The sequence below is a fragment of the Oricola indica genome (genome assembly GCF_965227485.1).
GTDB classification, from domain to species: domain Bacteria; phylum Pseudomonadota; class Alphaproteobacteria; order Rhizobiales; family Rhizobiaceae; genus Oricola; species Oricola indica.
Map to the genome: position 1 here is coordinate 3,027,881 of NZ_OZ245747.1, position 21,463 is coordinate 3,049,343.

At 62.2% G+C, this 21,463-nt stretch carries 17 protein-coding genes; 10 read left to right on the forward strand and 7 right to left on the reverse strand.

Annotated elements, in window-relative coordinates:
* Window positions 1–164 precede the first annotated feature (164 nt).
* Window positions 165–1,097: an endonuclease/exonuclease/phosphatase family protein gene (locus ACQK2M_RS15170; protein ID WP_425418474.1), complete on the forward strand. Its 933-nt coding sequence runs from the start codon at window positions 165–167 to the stop codon at window positions 1,095–1,097.
* 6 nt (window positions 1,098–1,103) lie between these two features.
* Here the strand turns inward: ACQK2M_RS15170 and ACQK2M_RS15175 are convergent, their stop codons facing one another.
* The 3 genes from ACQK2M_RS15175 to ACQK2M_RS15185 all read right to left on the reverse strand — a co-directional run bounded on the left by ACQK2M_RS15175 (window position 1,104) and on the right by ACQK2M_RS15185 (window position 5,748).
* Window positions 1,104–2,756, reverse strand: coding sequence for a sulfatase-like hydrolase/transferase (locus ACQK2M_RS15175; RefSeq protein WP_425418475.1), 1,653 nt, complete (start codon window positions 2,754–2,756; stop codon window positions 1,104–1,106).
* Window positions 2,757–2,821: 65 nt separating this feature from the next.
* Window positions 2,822–3,835 carry a TAXI family TRAP transporter solute-binding subunit gene (locus ACQK2M_RS15180; protein WP_425418476.1) on the reverse strand — a complete coding sequence of 338 codons (1,014 nt, stop codon included), beginning with the start codon at window positions 3,833–3,835 and terminating at the stop codon, window positions 2,822–2,824.
* On the reverse strand, window positions 3,832–5,748 hold the full coding sequence (locus ACQK2M_RS15185) for a TRAP transporter permease (protein ID WP_425418477.1): 1,917 nt from the start codon (window positions 5,746–5,748) through the stop codon (window positions 3,832–3,834). The genes ACQK2M_RS15180 and ACQK2M_RS15185 overlap by 4 nt, the downstream gene beginning before the upstream one ends.
* A 117-nt stretch (window positions 5,749–5,865) precedes the next feature.
* Between ACQK2M_RS15185 and ACQK2M_RS15190 the strand changes: the two genes are divergently transcribed.
* On the forward strand, window positions 5,866–6,690 hold the full coding sequence (locus ACQK2M_RS15190) for a helix-turn-helix domain-containing protein (protein WP_223479344.1): 825 nt from the start codon (window positions 5,866–5,868) through the stop codon (window positions 6,688–6,690).
* Window positions 6,691–6,693: 3 nt separating this feature from the next.
* Here ACQK2M_RS15190 and ACQK2M_RS15195 read toward each other — a convergent pair whose 3' ends face one another.
* From ACQK2M_RS15195 to tpiA, 3 genes are all read right to left on the reverse strand, one after another.
* Window positions 6,694–8,322 carry a CTP synthase gene (locus ACQK2M_RS15195; RefSeq protein ID WP_425418478.1) on the reverse strand — a complete coding sequence of 543 codons (1,629 nt, stop codon included), beginning with the start codon at window positions 8,320–8,322 and terminating at the stop codon, window positions 6,694–6,696.
* Window positions 8,323–8,419: 97 nt separating this feature from the next.
* Complete coding sequence (gene secG / locus ACQK2M_RS15200; RefSeq protein ID WP_425418479.1) at window positions 8,420–8,815, reverse strand: preprotein translocase subunit SecG; 396 nt, start codon at window positions 8,813–8,815, stop codon at window positions 8,420–8,422.
* A gap of 78 nt (window positions 8,816–8,893) precedes the next feature.
* The gene (gene tpiA / locus ACQK2M_RS15205) at window positions 8,894–9,646 is read right to left on the reverse strand and encodes a triose-phosphate isomerase (protein ID WP_425418480.1); all 753 of its coding nucleotides are present in this window, start codon (window positions 9,644–9,646) and stop codon (window positions 8,894–8,896) included.
* Between the two features lie 129 nt (window positions 9,647–9,775).
* On the opposite strand from tpiA, the gene ACQK2M_RS15210 reads away from it, so the two are divergent.
* From ACQK2M_RS15210 to lexA, 6 genes are all read left to right on the forward strand, one after another.
* Complete coding sequence (locus tag ACQK2M_RS15210) at window positions 9,776–11,668, forward strand: peptidyl-prolyl cis-trans isomerase (protein ID WP_425418482.1); 1,893 nt, start codon at window positions 9,776–9,778, stop codon at window positions 11,666–11,668.
* 11 nt (window positions 11,669–11,679) lie between these two features.
* Window positions 11,680–12,699, forward strand: a complete 1,020-nt coding sequence (trpD, locus tag ACQK2M_RS15215; protein ID WP_425418483.1) for an anthranilate phosphoribosyltransferase — start codon at window positions 11,680–11,682, stop codon at window positions 12,697–12,699.
* A gap of 13 nt (window positions 12,700–12,712) precedes the next feature.
* The gene (gene trpC / locus ACQK2M_RS15220) at window positions 12,713–13,531 is read left to right on the forward strand and encodes an indole-3-glycerol phosphate synthase TrpC (protein ID WP_425418484.1); all 819 of its coding nucleotides are present in this window, start codon (window positions 12,713–12,715) and stop codon (window positions 13,529–13,531) included.
* 1 nt (window position 13,532) lies between these two features.
* Complete coding sequence (gene moaC, locus ACQK2M_RS15225) at window positions 13,533–14,030, forward strand: cyclic pyranopterin monophosphate synthase MoaC (protein ID WP_425418485.1); 498 nt, start codon at window positions 13,533–13,535, stop codon at window positions 14,028–14,030.
* Window positions 14,027–15,241, forward strand: coding sequence for a gephyrin-like molybdotransferase Glp (glp, locus tag ACQK2M_RS15230; RefSeq protein WP_425418486.1), 1,215 nt, complete (start codon window positions 14,027–14,029; stop codon window positions 15,239–15,241). The genes moaC and glp overlap by 4 nt, the downstream gene beginning before the upstream one ends.
* Before the next feature lie 96 nt (window positions 15,242–15,337).
* Window positions 15,338–16,057 (forward strand): transcriptional repressor LexA, encoded by a 720-nt coding sequence (gene lexA, locus ACQK2M_RS15235; RefSeq protein WP_425418487.1) that lies wholly within the window; start codon window positions 15,338–15,340, stop codon window positions 16,055–16,057.
* A 2-nt stretch (window positions 16,058–16,059) separates the two neighbouring features.
* On the opposite strand, the gene ACQK2M_RS15240 is transcribed toward lexA, so the two are convergent.
* Entirely contained in the window at window positions 16,060–18,420 is a 2,361-nt protein-coding gene (locus ACQK2M_RS15240) for a ComEC/Rec2 family competence protein (RefSeq protein ID WP_425418488.1), read from the reverse strand.
* A gap of 124 nt (window positions 18,421–18,544) precedes the next feature.
* Between ACQK2M_RS15240 and gltX the strand changes: the two genes are divergently transcribed.
* Window positions 18,545–19,969: a glutamate--tRNA ligase gene (gene gltX, locus ACQK2M_RS15245; RefSeq protein WP_425418489.1), complete on the forward strand. Its 1,425-nt coding sequence runs from the start codon at window positions 18,545–18,547 to the stop codon at window positions 19,967–19,969.
* Between the two features lie 180 nt (window positions 19,970–20,149).
* A complete protein-coding gene (gene gltA / locus ACQK2M_RS15250) occupies window positions 20,150–21,442 on the forward strand; it encodes a citrate synthase (protein ID WP_223479332.1) in 1,293 nt (430 codons plus the stop codon).
* Window positions 21,443–21,463 lie beyond the last annotated feature (21 nt).

A 21,463-nucleotide genomic window follows, 5' to 3' on the forward strand; every position in this document is an offset into this window, starting at 1 on the left:
GGCTCTGCCGGTTATCGTAAAGCCCGGTGTGCCGCTCTTCGTCGACTTTTAGCGATCCATGGATCGCGCAAGCTTATTGGAATGCGCGCCGAACGCGATATGGCCAGCCGAGCTCGACCGATTTACGGTGCTTCGGTACCGGTTCATCAGATTGCTTCCGATTCATGCGTATCGCGACTTTCAACGTTCAGAACATGCGCCTTCGCCGCACGGATGACGGCGTCCATCTGACGGGCGCGCGCGACATGGACGAACCCGCAACCGAAGGCCCGGCCGCGCGGGCGGTCGACATGATCGACCGCCGCCTCACGGCGGAAATCCTGGCCGAGGCCGATGCCGATGTTGTCGGGCTGCAGGAGGTTTTCGATCGCGAGACGCTCGATTACTTTCACGACCGTTATCTCCTGCCGGCCGGCGCCGCACCCTACCCCCATCGCGACTGCCTGCCCGGCAATGACGGGCGCGGTTTCGATGTCGCGCTCATGTCGCGGATCGCCCCAAAGGCGGTTGAAAGCCACGCGACGTTGACGCCGTCCCTGCTTGGCCTCGACAATCCGTCGGGACGCAATCCTGACGAGCCGGTGTTCCGTCGGGACTGCCTGAGTGCCGATGTCGGGCCCGTCACGCTCTACATTTGCCATTTCAAGGCGCCCTACCCGGATCCCGATGTCGCCTGGCGGGCAAGGCGGCTGGAGGCGCTGGCAGTCCGGGAGCTGATAGAGAAGCGCTTTGCCGGTCGTGATGACGCCTATTGGCTGATCCTCGGCGATCTCAATGAACCGGGCCGGGAGGAACGGTCCGAACGCGCCATCGCCCCCCTGCTCGGCGGGTTTTCCGTCGATCTTGTCGCGCGCATGCCGGAAGCCCGGCAATGGTCGTACCATCTCGAGGAGGCCGATCTCTATTCGCGACCGGACGCGATGCTTGCCTCTCCGGCGCTGGCTTCGGACTTCCCCGACACAAAGCCGCGCTTTCTGCGCAGGGGGCTCGGTCATGACACAGCGCGCTTTGACGGAGAGAGACTTGAGGGCGTTGGCTACCACCGCCCGCATGCCAGCGATCACGCTGCCTTGGTGATCGAATTCGAGGGATTGTGACGCCGCCTATGCCGCGGGACCGCGATATTTGACGGTCAGTTCCGGATCGACCTCGTCGCCATCATAGAGACCGAGCAGCACGCCCTTGCGCCGCGAGCGGCCGCGCATCGCGTTGATCGTATCGTCCGAGATCGCGGTGCGCTGCGCCATGCGGCGCGCCCAGCGCGCCAACCGCTCATACATCATGTCGATGATTTCGGCATGGTCGGGGCTGTCGCCGAGATCGAGATATTCCTCGGGATCGTTTTCGAGATCGAACAGCATCGGCCGCAGGCCGCCCTCGGCATGCATCAGCTTCCAGCGCTTGTCGGTAATCATGAAGAGACGTGCGTCGCGCGGCTCCATGCCCAGTTTCACCGCCATCGGCGTTGCCGAGTAATCATACTCGCTGACCGCGAAATCGCGCCAATTTTCGGGCGCTTCGCCATGCAGGAATGGCCGCAGCGAACGACCCTCGACCACATGAGCTGGCACCTTGCCGCCGGCGGCCTCGATGAATGTCGCGGCGAGATCGATGCTTTCGATCAGTTCGTCACACACTGTACCGCGTGTCGCATCGGCTTCCGGCGACGGATCGTAGACGATCAGCGGAACCTTGACCGACTGTTCGTGGAACAAATCCTTCTCGCCCAGCCAGTGATCGCCGAGATAATCGCCATGGTCGGAGGTGAGAACGATCATGGTGTCGTCGAGACGCCCGGTTTCTTGCAGATGCGCCATCAGGCGGCCGAGTTCGTCATCGCATTGCTTGATCAGGCCCATATAGGCGGGGATCACCTTTTCGCGGACCTCATCACGCGAGAACGCCTGTCCAATCGCGTTGGCCTGAAACGCGCCATAGACCGGGTGCGGATCGTCGCGTTCGCCAGGATGCTTCCTCGCGGGCAAGATCTGATTGCGGCCATACATCTCGTGATATGGCGCCGGCACGATGTAGGGCCAATGCGGCTTGATGTAGGACAGGTGACAGAGCCACGGAGCGTCTTCGCCTTCGCGGTCGGCGAGGAAATCGATCATGCGCGACGTCAGCCATGGCGTCTCGGAATCAGAATTGTCGATGTTGGCCGGCTTGTCGGCGTGTTTCATGAACCAGCCCGACGCCATCTCGCCATCTTCGGTGACACCGGAATTGGCGAAGTCGTGCCAGGGATTGTCGCCGGGGTATCCCCTGGTCTTGAGATACTCGTTGTAGGGAGAACGCCGGGAGTCGTAGAAGCCGTCCGGTCCTTCGCTCCACAAACCGTCGTCGCGGAGATACACGTCGAACCCGCATTCGGAGACCCGCGCGCCGACAATGCTGTCGCGGGCCAGTCCGAGGCGCTCCATCCCCTCCTCGTCGACCTTCATGTGGGTTTTGCCGATCAGCCAGGATTGCATGCCGAGCTTCCGCAGGTGATCGCCGATGGTCTGTTCGCCCACCTTGAGCGGAAAGTTGTTCCACGCCGCGCCGTGGCTGTGGACGTAGCGGCCGGTGTAATAACTCATCCGCGAAGCGCCGCAGACGGGCGATTGAACGTAACAGCGAGAGAACCGCACGCCGCGCGCGGCCAGCGCATCCATGTGCGGGGTTTCCAGCCATGGATGGCCGGCACAGCTCAGATAGTCGAAGCGGAGCTGGTCGTACATGATGAAGAGGATGTTGCGGATCTTGCGGGACATATGTGGCCGGTTTCAAATCTGGTTCATGTGAACGGGGCCGGCTGAACCGGCCCCGCGATTTCAAGTCATTGCATTTCGTCGGGAATTTCGAGGCCGATTTCCTTGTAATATCTGATCGCGCCGGGATGGAGCGGCATGGCGCTGGACTTCTTCAGTCCATCAAGCGTGACCTTGCGCATGAAGGGAGTCATTTCCTGCACTTCCGGCAGGTTTTCCCAGAAGACCTTGGTGATCTCGTAGACCGTGTCTTCGGGCATATCCATGCGCACGCCCACGCCGACCGTCGAACCGACTTCGTAGACGTCTTCGCTGTTGACGACGCCATCGCCGTAAATGCCGGCCGGAATCACGTCGAGCGTCCGGCCCGGACCGCGTGACGGGGCGAGCATTTCGTCGGTCGCGGCATCCACCTCGGCCTTGGTCGGGCCGAGAATGCGCAGTTTCGACGTCAACGCCAACTGCTCGATCTGCGGATAAGGCGGGATACCGCCATTGATGTAGACGTCGATCTGGCGGTCCTGGAAGGCCTGCAGCGCGGCACCCCAGGACGCCTTGACGTTTTCGTAGTCCTCGCCCGCCTTGTAGCCGGTCATCGACTCGATCCAGGCGTTGGCCGTGTTCCATGCGCCGCCGCCCGGAGGCCCGAGGAAGACCTTTTTCCCCTTGATGTCCTTGAGCGACATCATGCCGGAATCGGCGTAGGTGACCACGTGATAGGCGCCATAGGGGAACCAGTAGATCAGGCCGAGATTCTTCGACAGTTCCGGCGCCTTTTCCAGCTTGGAATACATCGCCTTGCCGTTCTTCATGAACTGATAGACGGTCGGCGAGACCATGCAGAGATCGATCTTTCCGGACGCGACCTCGACCATGTGTTTCGTCGCCGCGCCGGTGGCGTCGACGGTGATTTCGTAATCGCTCTGCTTGTCGTTGACGATATTGGCCATGGTGGTCATCACCAGATAGGCCGAAGAGCCCGGATCGATGGTCGCCATCTTGAGCTTCTCGGCGGCGAATGCTCCGGTCGACAAGGCGACCGTCGCAAGGCCCGCCAATGCGGCACGGGTCAGATGTTTCATGTTTTCCTCCCTTGGGTTGTGGTTTCCGGAAGCGCCTCCACGCTCCGGGATCTGATGTAATGCAGGACGATCAGCAGCACCGCGAGCGTGCCGCCTGCGAGGCTCGACAGGATGTCCGGGGTCAGCACGGCGACCGCAGCAGCGAGTCGAACGGCGCTTTCCCATAGCGGAAGCCCCGACTTGTCGAATCCTGCGAGAGCCGTGCCGATCATCCAGGTCGCCAGCATGAAACAGGCGAGCGACCAGACGAGGCCTGTGACAGTGAAGCCGTCGATGATCAGGATGTCCGGGTGATAGACGAAGATGAACGGAATGATGAAACCGGCGATTGCCAGGCGAACCGCCTCGACGCCTGTCTCCATCGGCTTGGCACCAGCGATCGGCGCGGCGGCAAAGGCGGCAAGCGCGACCGGTGGTGTGATCACCGAGAGCACTCCGAAATAGAGCATGAACATGTGTGCGGCGATTTTCGAGATACCGAGGCCTTCCAGCGCCGGTCCCATGACGAGCGCCAGGATCAGATAGGCCGTCACGGAAGGCACGCCCATTCCCATGACGATGCAGCCGGCCATGACGAGGATCAGCGCGATAAACAGGCTGCCGCCGGACGCGGCGCGGATCGCATCGGCGAATTCAAGGCCGATCCCGCTCATGTTGACGATGCCGATCACGACGCCGACCGAGGTGACGATGATCATCAAATTTGCGCCCGTCTTGCCCGCGCTGACGAGCGCCTGCCACCAGGCGGACGGATGCCGGAACCGGGGAAACAGGATCAGGCAAAGGACCGAGGCGACGCAGAGCGCGTAGAAGCCGGCATTCTGAGGCGTGCGACCAGTCAGCAGGACCGCGATGATGACACCGAGCGGGATCCAGAAGGCGAGACTCGCGATCCAGTCCTGGCGTGTCAGCGTTTCGCGTATTTCGGGCGGTGTCGCGCCGATCCCCTGCTTTCTCGACTCGATGAGGACGACGATAAACAGGCTCGCATAATAGAGGATCGCGGGAATGAGCGCCGCGACGACGATCTTCAGATAGGGAATTCCCGTCACGTCGGCCATGATGAAGGCCACTACGCCCATGACCGGCGGCATGATCTGCCCGCCCGTCGACGCAGCAGCCTCGACCGCGCCCGCGAATTTGGCCTTGAAACCGGCGCGCTTGATGATCGGAATCGTGAAGATGCCGGTCGAAACGACATTGGCGATGGCTGCGCCCGACATGGTGCCGAACATCGCGGAGCCGACAATGGCGGCATGCGCCGGACCGCCGGCGAAGCGACCGGTGGCGGCGAATGCGATCTTGAGAAGCACATCGCCCGCGCCCGACGCCTGCAACACCGCTCCATAGACGATGAAGATCAGGACCGTGGTGGCAACGACCTGAAGCGGCCTGCCGAACACGCCATCGGTGGTAAACCACTGCCGGTCGGCGACGCTGGACCAGTCGAGATCGGCGCCGCCAAGGCCATCGGGAAGGACGGCGTAAAGAAGCATTCCGAAGAACACGATCGCCATCGGGATGCCAAACAGGCGCCAGGTCAAATAGCCGATGATCGCAAAGGCGATCCAGGACGCCATCAGGTCGGTGCGGGAGATATCGACGAAGAACTCTTCCTGCTCCAGCATGATCCCCATCCAGCGCAGGACGAGGAATGCGAAGACCGCGAGGAGAATGAAATGCGCCACGCTGACGAACGGAATGGCGGTGCTGACGGGGTCGCTTCCGACAGGCGCATCGACAACCTCGCGCTCGCCTGAATCGAGGAGCAGAATGGCGATCACCACTCCGGCCAGTGCAACGCCGCCGAAGACAATGATCGTGTCGAAAATCCCGAACCCGGCGATATAGACCGCGAATGCCGCCAGCGCGGCGGCCAGAACCTCCGCAATCCGCGTTTTCAGTTTGCGCACGATGGCTCCTCCCAGACGCGCTTCACATCCGATCATGCGGAAAACGCTTCCCGGCACAATCAAACCTTGAAGAGCGTGCCACTCAGTGGCACGCTTTCGCTTCGGAGGGTCACGTGAATGACAGAACTGGCGAACCGGTCTCTTGACCGCGGGATCACCATTCTGGAATCGCTCGCCCGCAATGGCGCGAGTTCGCTGGCGGACCTGCATCGCGATTGCGATATCGCCAAGTCGACCATCAGGCGGCTGCTCGGAACGCTGATCGAACATCGCCTCGTGCGCCGCTCGGTGTCCGACGGTCTTTATCGCGTGACGATCGCGCTTCCGGCCGGCGCAAACGAACCCATCCCGCAGGAAATGGCGAGCCTGACCGATGTCGCCATGCCGCGCGCGGTGGAACTCACAAAAGAGGTGGAATGGCCGTCCGATGTCCATGTGCTCGACGGGCTTTGCATGCGCATCGTCGATTCCACACGTCCGCTCAGCCCGTTTCACATGTATCGCGGCATCATCAATCGCAGGATAAACATGTTCGGATCGGCAACCGGAATGGCTTGTCTTGCCGTTCGCACCGATTCCGAAATCGCCGAGTACGACCGTCTGACGGCCGGCAACATGTCAATTGGCCTGTCGCGTTTCGGCTATACGCTGAAACAGTTCATGCCGGAGATCGAAAAGGCTCGCGCGCGCGGTTATGGCATACGCCTCGGGGTTTATCGCGGCGAAACAATGCTGGATGACGGACTGGCCGCGATTGCCGTGCCGATCAATGTCTATGGACAGCCCAACGCCGCGATCAGCATGATCTGGCCGCGGGCATTCCAGGAGCCGGAAGAGTTCGCGAAACGGCATCTGAAGCCCCTCGAGGAGGCTGCCCGGCGCATCGCCGAGGATCTTGTGACACTGTTTCCGCAGGACGCGGAACCCGCGCGCCGCACTTGACGATCACACGAGGCGGCTCTGTTCCAGCGCGGCCTCGATGAAGCTTGAGAACAGCGGATGCGGTTCGAAGGGGCGCGACTTTAGCTCGGGGTGATACTGCACGCCGATAAACCACGGATGATCCGGATACTCGATGGTCTCCGGCAGAACGCCGTCGGGTGAAAGGCCCGAGAATACGAGGCCGCATTCCTCCAGACGTTCCCGGTAGTCGATATTGACCTCGTAGCGGTGGCGATGACGCTCCGATATGTCGGTCTTGCCGTAAATGTCGGCGATACGCGTCCCTTCCCGCAACGACGCCTTGTAGGCACCCAGACGCATTGTCCCGCCCAGATCACCGGCCTGGGTGCGCTTTTCGAGCATGTTGCCTTTCAGCCATTCGGTCATCAGGCCGACCACGGGTTCCTTGGCCGGGCCGAATTCGGTGGAGGACGCATGCTCGATACCCGCCAGCGACCGCGCTGCCTCGATGCATGCCATCTGCATGCCGAAGCAGATGCCGAAATAGGGAACCTTGCGCTCGCGCGCGAAGGTCGCGGCGGAGATCTTGCCCTCGGAACCGCGTTCGCCGAAGCCGCCGGGAACGAGGATGCCGTGGACGTGTTCGAGATAGGTCGCCGGGTCTTCGCTTTCGAACACCTCGGATTCGATCCATTCGAGCTTCACCTTGACCCGATTGGCCATGCCGCCATGATGCAGCGCCTCGATCAGCGATTTGTAGGCATCCTTGAGGCCGGTATATTTGCCGACGATGGCAATCGTGACCTCGCCCTCGGGATTGTGCACCCTGTCGGATACGTCGTCCCAGACGGCCATGCGCGGCTGCGGGGCCGGCTCGATACCGAAGGCGGCGAGCACCTCCTCGTCGAGCCCCTCATCGTGATAAGCCTTCGGTACGTCGTAGATCGAGGCGACGTCGAGCGCCTGGATCACGGCGGATTCCCGAACGTTACAGAACAGCGAGAGCTTCTTGCGCTCCGAATCCGGAATCGGACGGTCGGCACGCACCAGCAGGACATCCGGAGCGATACCGATCGAGCGCAGTTCCTTGACCGAGTGCTGCGTCGGCTTCGTCTTCAATTCGCCGGCAGCTGGGATATAGGGCATCAGGGTCAGATGCACGTAGACGGCGTTGCCGCGCGGCAGATCGTTGCCGAGCTGGCGGATCGCCTCCATGAACGGCATCGCCTCGATGTCGCCGACGGTGCCGCCGATCTCGCAGAGAACGAAATCGTATCCGTCATTGCCGTCGAGGACGAAATTCTTGATCTCGTCGGTGACGTGCGGGATCACCTGCACCGTCGCGCCCAGATAATCGCCGCGCCGTTCCTTGGCGATGATGTTCTGGTAGATGCGCCCGGTCGTGATGTTGTCGTTCTGGTTGGCCGACCGTCCCGTGAAGCGCTCGTAGTGGCCGAGATCGAGATCCGTTTCCGCGCCGTCGTCGGTCACGAAGACCTCGCCGTGCTGGTAGGGCGACATCGTGCCCGGATCGACGTTGAGATAAGGGTCGAGTTTCTTCAGTCGAACGCTGTAACCGCGTGCCTGCAGAACCGCGCCGAGAGCTGCGGAAGCGATGCCTTTTCCGAGGGAAGAAACCACGCCACCAGTTATGAATACATACCGTGCCATGGGCTTTGACCGATATCCCCTCGAATACGATTACGCAAAGAAAAAAACGCCTCGAATGGACTTACCCACACGAGGCGCTTGATGGATTGGGTTGGCGTTAGTTGTTCGGGACGGACGGTTCGGACGGCGTTTCCGTCGTTTCGGCCGGCGCCTCGTCGGGCGCACCGAGCATGTCGAGAACGCCATTCTGCGTGGGAACCGGCGTCGTTCCGTCTTGCTCCTGCTGGATTTGCGCAGGCACCCTATCGAGAATGTCGGTCGGGTTTTCGCCGTAACGCGCGAGCAGGCCGAGCGCGATCGAGGTCGCAAAGAACGCGGCCGCGAGGATCGACGTCGTCCGCGTGAGCGTGTCGGCCGCGCCGCGCGCCGACATGAAACCGCCATTGCCGCCGCCGCCCATGCCGAGCGCACCGCCTTCGGAGCGCTGAAGCAGTACGACGCCCACCAGGGCGACCACGATCATGAGGTGGATAACAATCAGAACGGTTTGCATATGACGGTCTTGGTTATTTCGTTGGACGGGCGCGTCTCTACACCCTCATCGGCGCGACTGGAAGGCCGAATCGGACTTTCAGCCGCCTATTCCGTCACAGATGGCGAGAAAGTCGGCCGCTTTCAAGCTCGCGCCGCCGATAAGCCCGCCATCGACATTGGGAATCGCGAAGATTTCAGCCGCGTTGCCCGGTTTTACCGAGCCGCCATAAAGAATGCGGATCGCAGCCCCCTCGTCGCCGAAGCGCTCGGAAACCGTCTTGCGAATGAAGGCATGCATTGCGGCGATGTCCTCCGAAGACGGAACGAGACCGGTGCCGATGGCCCAGACCGGCTCGTAGGCGATCACCGTCGTCGCCGCGGTCATCGCGTCCGGTATCGATCCGGCCAGTTGCGTGCCGACGACGCTCTCCGCATCGCCCGCTTCCCGTTCCTCACGCGTTTCGCCGACACAGATGATCGCCGTCAGTCCCGCGCGCCATGCGGCTTCGGCCTTCGCCGCGACCTCGCCGTCGGTCTCGCCGTGATCGGTGCGCCTTTCGGAATGTCCGACGATGACCGCCGATGCGCCTGCATCGGCCAGCATCTCCGCCGAGACGTCGCCGGTATGCGCGCCGCTTTCATTGGCATGGCAGTCTTCACCGCCGATCATCAGCGCCGATCCATCGGCTTTTCGTGCGGCACGTTCGACGAGTGTCGCCGGGACGCAAAGCAGCGTTTCGAACGTCGCCGCCGCGGGCGCGGCGCACACGGCTTCGACTTCGGCGAGCGATGCCGCGGTCCCATTCATCTTCCAGTTGCCTGCTACAAGTGGTTTCACGCCCGGCGTCATCGCTCTCCCTTTCCTGAAATTGCAGTTCCTGTTAACGCCAAGGGGCGCAAAGGAAAAGCCCGGCGCGCGCTTGCGTCGCCCTTCAAGCACTCCTAAAAAGCGCGGAAATCGAAATCGGAACTCTCCTTCATGCTTGATAGTCTTCGCAAATCGTCCAAGTCGTGGGTGGCAAAGGGACTGCTGCTCCTGCTGCTCGTCAGCTTCGGCGTCTGGGGCGTATCCGGTCAAATGCTCAGCGGAAGCGCCGGTCAGGCCGTTGTGACCGCCGGCCAAACCGAGGTGTCGGCGCTCGATTACCGCCTCGCCTACGACCGGCAGATGGCCGTCTTCTCGCGCCAGCTCGGCGAGCGCATCTCGCGTGAACAAGCACGTCTGTTCGGCATCGACCAGGCGGTTCTCGGCCAGATGGTCGCGGGCGCCGTGCTGGACGAACAGTCCCGTCTCATGAATCTGGGCCTTTCGAAGGACCGCCTCGCCGCCCTGGTTGCGGAAGATCCGGCCTTCCGGGGCGTCAACGGCCAGTTCAGCCGCGACAGCTTCCGGCAAGTGCTTCGCAGCGTTGGAATGAGCGAGGACGACTACATCCGCAATCGTCAGGAGGTCGCCATCCGCCAGCAGATCGTCGAGGCCGTCTCCGACGGGATCGATGTCCCGCAGGTCATGCTCGAAGCTTTCGCGCAACACAGCGGCGAAACGCGCGATGTCGAGTATTTCTCGGTCGGCCAGGGTGCGATCGAGACCGTCACCGCACCTGACGATGCGACGCTCGAAGAGTATTTCGACGCCAACAAGAACGCCTACCGTGCCCCGGAATATCGCGGCATCCAATATGTGCGACTCACGCCGGACGCCATCGTGGATCTCGATTCCGTTTCCGAGGACGACGTGCGCGCCGACTACGAAGCACGGATCGACCGCTATTCGACTCCGGAGACGCGGACGGTCGAACAGCTTGTTTTCAGCGACGCGGCAAGCGCCGCCGCCGCCCATGAGCGCATCCTTGCCGGTCAGGCGTTCGAAGACGCCGTGACCGATGCGGGAAAGACCATGGATGATGCGCAACTCGGTACGCTTGCGAAGTCAGACCTTCCGGATCCGGCGGTTGCCGAAGCGGCGTTCGACCTTGCCCGTGCCGGTGACGTCTCCGGCGTCATCGACGGCGCATTCGGCCCCGTGATCGTGCGTGTCACGGCCATCACGCCGGAAACGGTCAAGCCTTTCGAGGAGGTCAGCGATGATATCCGGCGCGAACTGGCGCTGGTGACCGCCAATGATACGCTCCTCGATATCCACGACGCCTATGAAGATGCCCGTGCGGGTGGAGCGACCATGAAGGAAGCCGCGACCCGTCAGAAGCTCGAAATGCAAACGATCGAGGCAACCGATTCCCAGGGCCGCACACCATCCGGCGAGACACTGTCGACGATCCCCGAACAGGCCGATCTCATCGCAGCGGCCTTCGATTCCGAGGAAGGCGCCGAGAACCCGCCGATCAACGCGGCCGATTCCGGTTTTCTCTGGTACGAGGTGACAAAAGTGGAACCGTCCCGCGACAGGACATTCGACGAGGTCCGCGAGCGCGTGACGTCCGACTGGATTGCCGAGGAAACTGATCGGCGTATCGAGGAAAAGGCGAATGCGTTGGCCGAGCGGCTCGACGGCGGAGAGACCCTGTCCGAAATCGCTGAAGCCGAGGGTTTCACGGTTGAGTACAAATATGGCCTGCAGCGCGGCAAGAACGATGCCGAATTCGGTGCGAGCGGGATAGCGGAAGTCTTCGACGGCGGTCCCGACCACAAGGGATCGGTCGCATCGCCTTCGGGCAATGCACGCTACGTTTTCCGCGTCACCGGCGTTTCCCAGCCGGTGGGCGGAATCGAGACGCTCGGCGAAGGCGTGGCAGCCAACATCAAGTCCTCGATCGCCGATGACCTGCTTGACCAGATGGTGACCAAGCTGCAGACGGTTTTCACGGTTCAGGTGAACCAGAACGCGATTGCTCGCGCGCTGAGCACGCAATAGCGGAGCGCTTCATGGACAATCTGAAACCCTTCATCGCCAAGGTCGCCGACGGACAAGCGCTCTCGGCACAGGAGGCGCGCGACGCCTTCGGCGTGATGATGTCCGGAAATGCGACGCCGTCCCAGATCGGCGGGTTTCTCATGGCGCTGCGCGTGCGTGGCGAGACTGTCGACGAAATCACCGGTGCTGTCACCGTCATGCGCGAAAAGATGACCCGTGTCGCCGCCCCGAAAGGCGCGATCGACATCGTCGGCACAGGCGGCGACAATTCGGGCAGCTACAATGTCTCGACCTGTGCGGCGTTCATCGCCTGCGGCGCGGGCGCGACGATCGCGAAGCACGGCAATCGTTCGCTCTCCTCGAAGTCGGGCTCGGCGGAAGCACTTGGCGAACTTGGCTTCGATCTCGACGCCACGCCGCAAACCATCGGACGGTGTATCAGCGAGGGCGGCCTCGGCTTCATGTTCGCGCCGATGCACCATGCGGCCATGCGTCATGTCGGGCCGAGCCGCGTGGAGCTTGGGACGCGCACCATTTTCAACCTGCTTGGGCCGCTCTCCAATCCGGCCGGTGTCGAACGGCAGGTGGTGGGCGTCTTCGCGCCGCAATGGGTCGAACCGCTGGCGGAAGTCCTCAAGGCGCTTGGATCCAGCCATGTCTGGGTGGTTCACGGTGACGGGCTCGACGAGCTGACAACTGCCGGCACCACAAAAGTCTCGGAATTGAAGGATGGCGCCATATCGACCTTTGCGCTGACGCCGGAGGAACTGGGCCTGCCGCGTGTTTCGATCGACGATCTGAAGGGCGGAGATCCGAAGCACAATGCGGCGGCCTTGCGCGCCGTTCTGGAAGGCGAGAAAAATGCCTATCGGGACATCGCCTGCCTCAACGCCGCCGCCGGCCTCGTGGTCGCCGATCTTGCCACCGATCTTGCCGACGGCCTGTTGAAGGCGGCAGAGTCGATCGACAGCGGAAAGGCGCACTCCGTGATGGAACGCGCGGCTGCGATCTCCCGTGGCGAAACGGTTTAGGACAGTAGAACAAGTGTCTGATATCCTGCAGAAAATCGAAGCCTATAAGCGCGAGGAAATCGCTGCGGCGAAAGCGGCCTGCCCGTTGAACGAGGTCAAGTCGCGCCTGGCGGACATCGCGCCGCCTCGCGGGTTCCTCGCTGCCCTTCAAGCCCGCAAGGCCGCCGGCGAATTCGGCCTGATTGCCGAGATCAAGAAGGCGAGCCCTTCGAAAGGGCTGATCCGTCCCGACTTCGACCCGCCCGCATTGGCGACGGCTTACGAGCATGGCGGCGCGGCGTGCCTCTCGGTTCTGACGGACACCCCCTCTTTCCGGGGCGCGCCGGAATATCTGACGGCCGCGCGTGACGCGTGTTCGCTCCCGGCCCTTCGCAAGGACTTCATGTTCGAGCCATATCAGGTCTATGAGGCGAGGAGTTGGGGCGCCGACGCGATCCTCATCATCATGGCCTCGCTCTCCGACGACGAAGCGCGCGCACTCGAGGATACCGCTTTCGAACTCGGCATGGATGCACTCATCGAAGTCCATGACGAGGCCGAAACGGAACGGGCATTGAAGCTTTCCTCGAAGCTGCTCGGCGTCAACAACCGCAATCTGCGGACCTTTGAAGTCGATCTGGCGAACAGCGAGCGGCTCGCCTCCATGGTCACCGGGGACAGGCTGCTCGTCGGCGAAAGCGGCATTGTCACGCATGAGGATTGCCTGCGCCTTGAGCGATCAGGCATCTCGGCCTTCCTGGTCGGCGAAAGCCTCATGCGCCAGGACGACGTCACCGCCGCGACACGGCTCCTGCTGACCGGCGAAGCCTGCGCTAAACGGAAATCAGCCTGAGATGGCCGAAAGGGAAGCCGGCTCGCTGACTCATCTGGGCGCTGACGGTGCGGCCAACATGGTCGATGTCGCCAGCAAGGACGACACGGTGCGCGAAGCCGTCGCCGAAGGCCATGTCAGCATGACCGCCGAGACACTGGATGCGATTCTTTCGGGCAACGCCAAGAAGGGCGATGTCGTCTCGGTGGCGCGGATCGCGGGGATCATGGCGGCCAAGAAGACGCATGAACTCATCCCGCTTTGCCACCCCCTCATGCTGTCCAAGGTTTCGGTCGAGATAGAACCGGACCCCGCCCTGCCCGGATTTCGCGTCGAGGCGCTGGCGCGGCTGACCGGCAAGACCGGCGTCGAGATGGAAGCACTGACCGCGGTCTCCGTCGCCTGCCTGACGATCTACGACATGGCGAAAGCCATCGACAAGGGCATGGAGATCGGACCTGTCCGGCTGGTCTCCAAGACCGGGGGCAAGTCGGGCGAATGGACCCGGAGCGCACCTTGAGTGGACCCTTGATTCCCGTCGCGGAGGCTCGTGAACGGCTGCTGGCGGATGCCGCGCCGCTCGGTAGCGAGACTGTCGCGCTGAACGACGCCCACGGGCGCGTTCTTGCGGCCGACATCACGGCGCGTCGCACCCAGCCGCCGCAGGCCGTTTCCGCCATGGATGGCTATGCGGTGCGCGCTTCCGATATCGCGAATTCACCTGCCGATCTCGACCTGATCGGCGAAGCGGCTGCAGGTCATCCCTTTGAAGGCAAGGTCGGTGCGGGCCAGACCGTGCGGATCTTCACCGGAAGCGTCGTGCCCGGCGGCGCCGACACGGTGATGTTGCAGGAAAACGCGACCGTTCTCGCCGATGGCCGTATCCGCTCGAACCAGAGCGAACCGGCAGGACGCCATATTCGCGCCGCCGGCCTCGACTTCAAGCAGGGGCAATCCGTGCTTCCGGCCGGAAAGATGATCGATACCGGGGCGCTTTGCCTCGCGGCGGCGGCCAATCATCCTGAATTGCCTGTCATTCGAAAACCGCGCGTTGGCATTCTCGCGACCGGCGATGAATTGCTGCTGCCCGGCTCAGTGCCCGGTCCGGGCCAGATCATCGCATCGAACTCATACGGCGTCGCGGCGCTTGCGCGCGAAGCCGGCGGCGATGCCATCGATCTCGGCATCGTCGCGGATCGGGAAGCGGATCTTGCCGACAGGCTGGACCGCGCGGTCGCCGATGAGCTCGATATACTGGTGACCCTTGGCGGCGCATCTGTCGGCGATCATGACCTCGTCCAGAAGGTATTCGTCGCACGCGGGATGGAACTCGACTTCTGGCGGATCGCCATGCGCCCGGGCAAGCCGCTGATGTTCGGCCGTCTCGGTGACATGCGCATTCTCGGCCTGCCGGGCAATCCTGTCTCGGCAATGGTCTGCGCCATCCTGTTTCTCCGGCCGCTTCTCGAAAAGCTCGGAGGGCGGAATTTCGCGCAACGGCGCGTGCCGGCGGTTCTCGATGCGCCGATGCGCGAGAACGACCGCCGCGAGGATTATGTGCGCGCGGCGACATACCGCGCCGAATCAGGTGAACTCCACGTCACCCCCTTCCCCGTTCAGGATTCCTCGATGATCAGCACTTTTGCGCGCTCCGACGCGCTGATCATACGACCGCCGCACGCGGCTTCGGCGGCCATTGGCGACACGGTGGAAATATTGGAGCTTAAATAGCCCGGCGCTTAAACGATTGTTAAACGCTTGCAGAACACATATGGAACAGATAATGTCCGTTCTGTGTTTGTTTATATTTGATTCTGCGAGGGCGCGATGCTGACACGCAAACAACTCGATCTCCTGATGTTCATCAATGAGCGTCTGAAGGAGTCCGGCGTGCCGCCATCCTTCGACGAAATGAAGGAAGCGCTGAACCTCGCCTCGAAGTCCGGAATTCACCGCCTGATCACCGCGCTGGAAGAGCGCGGGTTTATTCGCAGGCTTCCGAATCGCGCTCGTGCTCTGGAGGTAATCCGGCTGCCCGACAGCCTGACGCCCGGCGCGGGTCAACGGCGTGGTTTTTCGCCCAGTGTCATCCAGGGAAGTCTTGGGAGACCAGCGCCGGAACCGAAGCCGGCTCCGCGACCCGTCAAAGCAAATGATGCGGACGGCCCGATCCCGATCCCCGTCATGGGCAAGATCGCGGCCGGCGTGCCGATTTCCGCCATCGAACACCAGACGCGCTCGATTTCGCTTCCGCCGGACATGATTGGCGCAGGCGAGCATTACGCGCTTGAGGTCGAGGGCGATTCGATGATCGAGGCCGGTATCTTCAGCGGCGATACGGCGATCATCAAGAAGAGCGATACCGCCAATGCGGGCGACATAATCGTGGCACTCGTGGACGACGAGGAAGCGACGCTGAAACGTTTCCGCCGCAAGGGCGCCTCGATCGCGCTCGAAGCGGCGAATCCGGCCTACGAGACCCGTATCTTCGGACCCGACCGCGTTCGCGTGCAGGGTCGGCTCGTCGGTCTCATTCGCCGCTACTGACGCTATCGCCGATCGGCAAGGTCGCGTGCGGCACGCGAATAGCGGCGGTGATCCAGCCATGGCCTGACGGGTCCTGGAAGCGCATGCGTGATCTTGACTTGGCCACCGGGCGCGAGACGGATTTCAGCCGTTCCATTCAAGGCCAGCGTTTGCGCGGAAAGAACGGGCGTGCCGTCGGCGCAGGTTTTTGGCGACGGCGCCTTGGCGAAGATCACCAGATCGTATTCGCGGCATAGCGTTTCGAGGCTCGAACCGGACATCCTCAAGTCTTCGAAGGCCGCCGATACATAGCCAATTCGCGCGGGCGCACGCGCATTGCCGGCCTGTGCGCTGCAGATCGTCTTATCGCATGTCATGACCGCAGACTCGTCGGGTTTGATGAAATCGGTCGCCCGATAGGCCTGCTGCCACAACTCCATCGTGAAAGCGTTCGGACGTTCCCGATTGGTATGCAGGCGGACGGCATCTGCCTGCGCCTGGATCAACGCAAACTGGCGACCGTCTTCGGACATGACAGCGACCGGAGGCGACGTAGCGGACCAGACGATGAACCCTGCCCCGAAGAACGGCAGCGACAGCCATCGCAGGCGGGTCGTCAGCAGGCACAGTATCACAAGTCCCAATGACAGCAGTCCAAGCGCCGCGGCCGGCATCTGTCCGGTCGCAAGCGGCGGATGCATAGCCGCGACACGTTCGGCGATGGCGATTACCAGCCCCACCGCCCATGCCATCGCCTTGAAGAGGTAGACATGCAGGCCGAACGGCATGACGACCATGGCGGCGACCGCAAGCGGCATGACCAGGATTGTCACGACGGGCATGGCGGCCAGATTTGCGAGCAAGCCATAGGGCGCGACCCGCCCGAAATGATAGGATGCGAACAGTCCAGTCGCGGCCCCGGCGACCAGCGATGTCACGGCTATTCCGAACGCATAGCGCGACAGGGTGACAAGACCGGCGATGAACGGTCCCCTCTCCGTTCGTTCCGTTTGCCGCCTCTCGCGCCTGTTGGTCCAATCCTGCCAGCCGCCATAGACAGCAATCAGCGCTGCGGTTGCGGCAAACGACATCTGGAACCCGGGACCCGTCACCTCATGCGGTGCGATTGCCATGACAAGCAGGCCCGCCAGTGCCAGATTGCGCATGGTCACGGCGTTCCGGTCGAATGTCAGCGCCAACAGCATGATGGCGAGCATTGCGAAAGAGCGTTGGGTGGCGACGCCGGCGCCTGCGAGGAACAGGTAGAACCCCGTAGCGGCAAGCGCACCGGCTGCCGCATATTTCTTCACGGGGCGGCGTGCCGACCACTCGGGAGCGAAGGCGAACCCGAGCCGCAGCGTCGCCATCACCGTTGCCGCGACAAGCGCCATGTGGAGGCCGGAAATCGACAGGATGTGAGCCAGCCCGGAGACGCGGAGCGCTTCGGTCACGCTTTCCGGAATACCGGACTTGTTTCCCGTCACAAGAGCCGCGGCGACGGCGCCTTCCCGTCCCGGTGCGGATCGCTGGATCTCCCGGCTGATCGCAAGGCGCGCACGCTCGACAGCCGTTGCGAGGCTTTTCATGCCCCATGATTGCGCCGGTATTTCAATCGGATCAGGATGGCCGAGAAAGAAGCCGTTGGCGCCGAGGCCGTCGTAAAAGGCATGGAAACCGAAATCGTAGCCACCAGGATGGAAAGGGCCGGAGGGCGACGTCAGTCGGACGAGCCCTTTTATCCCGCCTCCCACCTCGAAACCCTCGGCCGATCCCGGTGCGGTCACACGAACGCGATCCGGCGCATAATAGAGGGCCGGTCGCTCGGTTTTCAGCACGTCGATCGTGAACCGGGTCCGCCCGTTTGCGCGCTCCTCCATCGCCGTTATGCGACCGGTCAGGCGCGTCGAGACATCCGAGCCAAGCATTGGGGTCGCCGTCCACCATGTTTGCGCTTGTGCCAGCGACATTCCGGCGACGATGACGAAGCCGATCACCGCCACTATCCGCACCGGCCCGGTCTGGCCTCTCAGCGCAAACAAAATGAGCGCGAGCGTTACGAGCCCGACCGGCAGGTTCCAGGGCTGCGGTTCGACCGGAAGGCGAAAATATAAAACGATACCCGCGAGCAGTCCGACGGGAAGAAACAGGAAAGGCGTACCGACGGCTCGTTCGCGCTCTGTGGCGCTCCGCCATGCGCGTTGCAGGCTGCGACGGGTCGGCACAGGCAGCCGGGGCAGATGTGGGCGCGGGAACGGCGTTGCGGCGTCGGGCAATGCCTCTTCGACGACCGGAATGACCGTTTGCCCGGCCTCTTCGCCGGCTGGGCGAAAGAACAGCCTCTCATCGGTCGTGGTCCGCGTGTCGTGCCTGGATTCCCCGGTCATCGCGGATGAGCGCTCCGGGCGCCACAGGCCTTGTTTGCGCTGGGCGCGGCGTGTGTTAGACGTGCACCGAATTCCGCACCCGGCCGCCTTGACGGCCCGCTAATCAAAACAATCGGAGCACAGCATGACTGGCGAGGTCGTCACCCGTTTCGCCCCCTCCCCGACCGGTTTCCTGCACATTGGCGGCGCACGCACCGCACTGTTCAACTGGCTCTACGCCCGACACACCGGCGGCAAAATGTATCTGAGGATCGAAGATACCGACCGCGAACGTTCGTCGCAAGCAGCGGTTGAGGCGATTCTGGACGGGTTGCATTGGCTCGGACTGGATTGGGACGGCGAGCCCATATCCCAGTACGAACGGGCCGTCAGACATCGCGCCGTTGCGCTCGAGCTGGTCGAAAAAGGCTTGGCCTATCACTGCTATGCATCCGCCGAGGAACTGACGGAGATGCGCGAGAAAGCCCGCGCGGAAGGCCGTCCGCCCCGCTATGACGGCCGCTGGCGTGACCGCGACCCCTCGGAGGCCCCTGAAGGCGTGTCGCCAGTGGTTCGCATCAAGGCGCCACGCGAGGGCGAAACGGTCGTACGCGACATGGTCCAGGGCGATGTGCGGTTCCCGAACAAGGATCTGGACGATTTCATCATCCTGCGATCGGACGGCAATCCGACCTACATGCTTGCGGTCGTAGTCGACGATCACGACATGGGCGTCACGCATGTCATTCGCGGCGACGATCATTTGACCAATGCGGCGCGCCAGACGATCATTTTCCAGTCGATGGGTTGGGACGTCCCGAACATGGCCCATATTCCGCTGATCCACGGCCCCGACGGTGCGAAGCTCTCCAAGCGCCATGGCGCGCTTGGCGTCGAAGCCTACAGGGCAATGGGTTATCTGCCCGAGGCATTGAGGAACTACCTCTCCCGTCTTGGCTGGAGCCATGGCGACGACGAGATCATGTCGACGGAGCAGATGATCGAGTGGTTCGACGTTACCGACGTCAACAAGGGCGCGGCGCGGTTCGACTTCGCCAAACTGGAAGCCACCAACGGGCTCTATATCCGCGGCGCCGACGATGCCTATCTTGTCGAACGAATCGAGGCCCTTCTGCCGGAACTCGAAAACACGGAAGCCATACGCGAAAAGCTCTCGGCTGCAGACATGCGCGCAAAGCTGCTCGAAGCGATGCCGGGCCTCAAGGAACGCGCCAAGACGCTGACCGAACTGATCGACAGCGCTGGCTATCTTTTCGCCGACCGTCCTTTGAACTTCGATGAAAAGGCGTCCGGTATCCTGTCCGACGAAGCGCGGCAGGTTCTGGGCCGCCTGCGACCGCAACTCGAGGCGATTGGCGAATGGTCCGTCGAGGCGCTGGACGCAGCTGTACGTGCCTTTGCGGAAACCGAGGAACTCAAGCTCGGCAAGGTTGCGCAGCCGCTCAGAGCGGCGCTGACCGGCCGCGCGACGTCGCCAGGCGTTTTCGATGTCCTTGCCGTACTCGGTCGGGAGGAATCGCTGGCGCGCATTCGTGATTGCGAGTCTTAAAAGGCTTTCTCACAGCCGCTCCGAGCCTTATAATGCATTGCAGCATTAAGCCCTTAGGCTGGCTTGGCAGCGCGTCGCGGATACGGTAGCAACCAGCGCGGGACCATTCATACAGGAATATGCTGCATTGCAATAATTCACGTCTTTTCCGTGAAAAGTTTTGTTTGAGAAGGAGACATTATGTCTGAGGAAACTGCGAAACTGTCATTCTCGGGTAAGGAGCATGACTTCTCCGTACGCAAAGGTTCTATCGGGCCGGACGTCATCGACATATCCAGCCTCTACAAGGAAACCGGCGCGTTTACCTACGACCCGGGTTTCACCTCCACCGCGTCTTGCGATTCGGAAATCACCTTCATCGACGGCGATGAGGGCACATTGCTTCACCGCGGTTATCCGATCGAGCAACTGGCCGAGCACGGCGACTTCCTGGAAGTCTGCTACCTGCTGCTCTATGGCGAATTGCCGACGAAGACCCAGAAGTCCGATTTCGACTACCGCGTGACGCGCCACACCATGGTGCATGAACAGATGAACCGGTTCTTCACCGGCTTCCGTCGCGATGCACACCCAATGGCTGTCATGTGCGGCACTGTTGGCGCGCTTTCGGCCTTCTATCACGACTCGACCGATATCTCCGATCCGCATCAGCGCATGGTCGCCTCGATGCGCATGATCGCGAAGATGCCGACGATCGCGGCCATGGCCTACAAATATCACATCGGCCAGCCGTTCGTTTATCCGCAGAACGATCTCGACTACGCATCGAACTTCCTGCGCATGTGTTTCGCGGTCCCCTGCGAGGAGTATGAGGTGAATCCGGTTCTGGCCCGCGCCATGGACCGTATCTTCATCCTGCATGCCGATCACGAGCAGAACGCCTCCACCTCCACCGTGCGGCTTGCCGGCTCTTCCGGCGCAAATCCGTTTGCCTGCATCGCGGCCGGCATCGCCTGCCTGTGGGGTCCGGCGCATGGCGGTGCCAACGAAGCGGCGCTCAACATGCTGGCCGAGATTGGCAGCGTGGACCGGATTCCTGAATATATCGAGCGCGCGAAGGACAAGAACGATCCGTTCCGCCTGATGGGGTTCGGTCACCGGGTCTACAAGAACTACGACCCGCGCGCGAAGATCATGCAGAAGACGACGCATGAGGTCCTTGGCGAACTCGGCATCAAGGACGACCCGATGCTGGAAGTCGCCATGGAGCTGGAAAAGATCGCGCTTCACGACGATTATTTCGTCGAGAAGAAGCTGTATCCGAATATCGACTTCTATTCGGGCATCACGCTGCGCGCGCTCGGCTTCCCGACCAACATGTTCACGGTGCTGTTCTCCGTCGCCCGCACGGTTGGCTGGATCGCCCAGTGGAAGGAAATGATCGAGGATCCGAACCAGCGCATCGGACGGCCCCGCCAGCTCTATACCGGCGCGCCGAAACGCGACTACGTGCCGATGAACAAGCGCAGCTGACACAGTCCTGCATGACGTTCT

What these genes read in the sequence shown, in the direction of transcription:
- lexA (WP_425418487.1), top strand. Translation starts at nt 15,338, where the DNA reads ATGCTGACACGCAAACAACTCGATCTCCTGATGTTCATCAATGAGCGT.
- ACQK2M_RS15240 (WP_425418488.1), bottom strand. Translation starts at nt 18,420, where the DNA reads ATGACCGGGGAATCCAGGCACGACACGCGGACCACGACCGATGAGAGG.
- gltA (WP_223479332.1), top strand. Translation starts at nt 20,150, where the DNA reads ATGTCTGAGGAAACTGCGAAACTGTCATTCTCGGGTAAGGAGCATGAC.
- ACQK2M_RS15175 (WP_425418475.1), bottom strand. Translation starts at nt 2,756, where the DNA reads ATGTCCCGCAAGATCCGCAACATCCTCTTCATCATGTACGACCAGCTC.
- ACQK2M_RS15195 (WP_425418478.1), bottom strand. Translation starts at nt 8,322, where the DNA reads ATGGCACGGTATGTATTCATAACTGGTGGCGTGGTTTCTTCCCTCGGA.
- trpD (WP_425418483.1), top strand. Translation starts at nt 11,680, where the DNA reads ATGGACAATCTGAAACCCTTCATCGCCAAGGTCGCCGACGGACAAGCG.
- ACQK2M_RS15190 (WP_223479344.1), top strand. Translation starts at nt 5,866, where the DNA reads ATGACAGAACTGGCGAACCGGTCTCTTGACCGCGGGATCACCATTCTG.
- gltX (WP_425418489.1), top strand. Translation starts at nt 18,545, where the DNA reads ATGACTGGCGAGGTCGTCACCCGTTTCGCCCCCTCCCCGACCGGTTTC.
- ACQK2M_RS15180 (WP_425418476.1), bottom strand. Translation starts at nt 3,835, where the DNA reads ATGAAACATCTGACCCGTGCCGCATTGGCGGGCCTTGCGACGGTCGCC.
- ACQK2M_RS15210 (WP_425418482.1), top strand. Translation starts at nt 9,776, where the DNA reads ATGCTTGATAGTCTTCGCAAATCGTCCAAGTCGTGGGTGGCAAAGGGA.
- moaC (WP_425418485.1), top strand. Translation starts at nt 13,533, where the DNA reads ATGGCCGAAAGGGAAGCCGGCTCGCTGACTCATCTGGGCGCTGACGGT.
- tpiA (WP_425418480.1), bottom strand. Translation starts at nt 9,646, where the DNA reads ATGACGCCGGGCGTGAAACCACTTGTAGCAGGCAACTGGAAGATGAAT.
- secG (WP_425418479.1), bottom strand. Translation starts at nt 8,815, where the DNA reads ATGCAAACCGTTCTGATTGTTATCCACCTCATGATCGTGGTCGCCCTG.
- ACQK2M_RS15170 (WP_425418474.1), top strand. Translation starts at nt 165, where the DNA reads ATGCGTATCGCGACTTTCAACGTTCAGAACATGCGCCTTCGCCGCACG.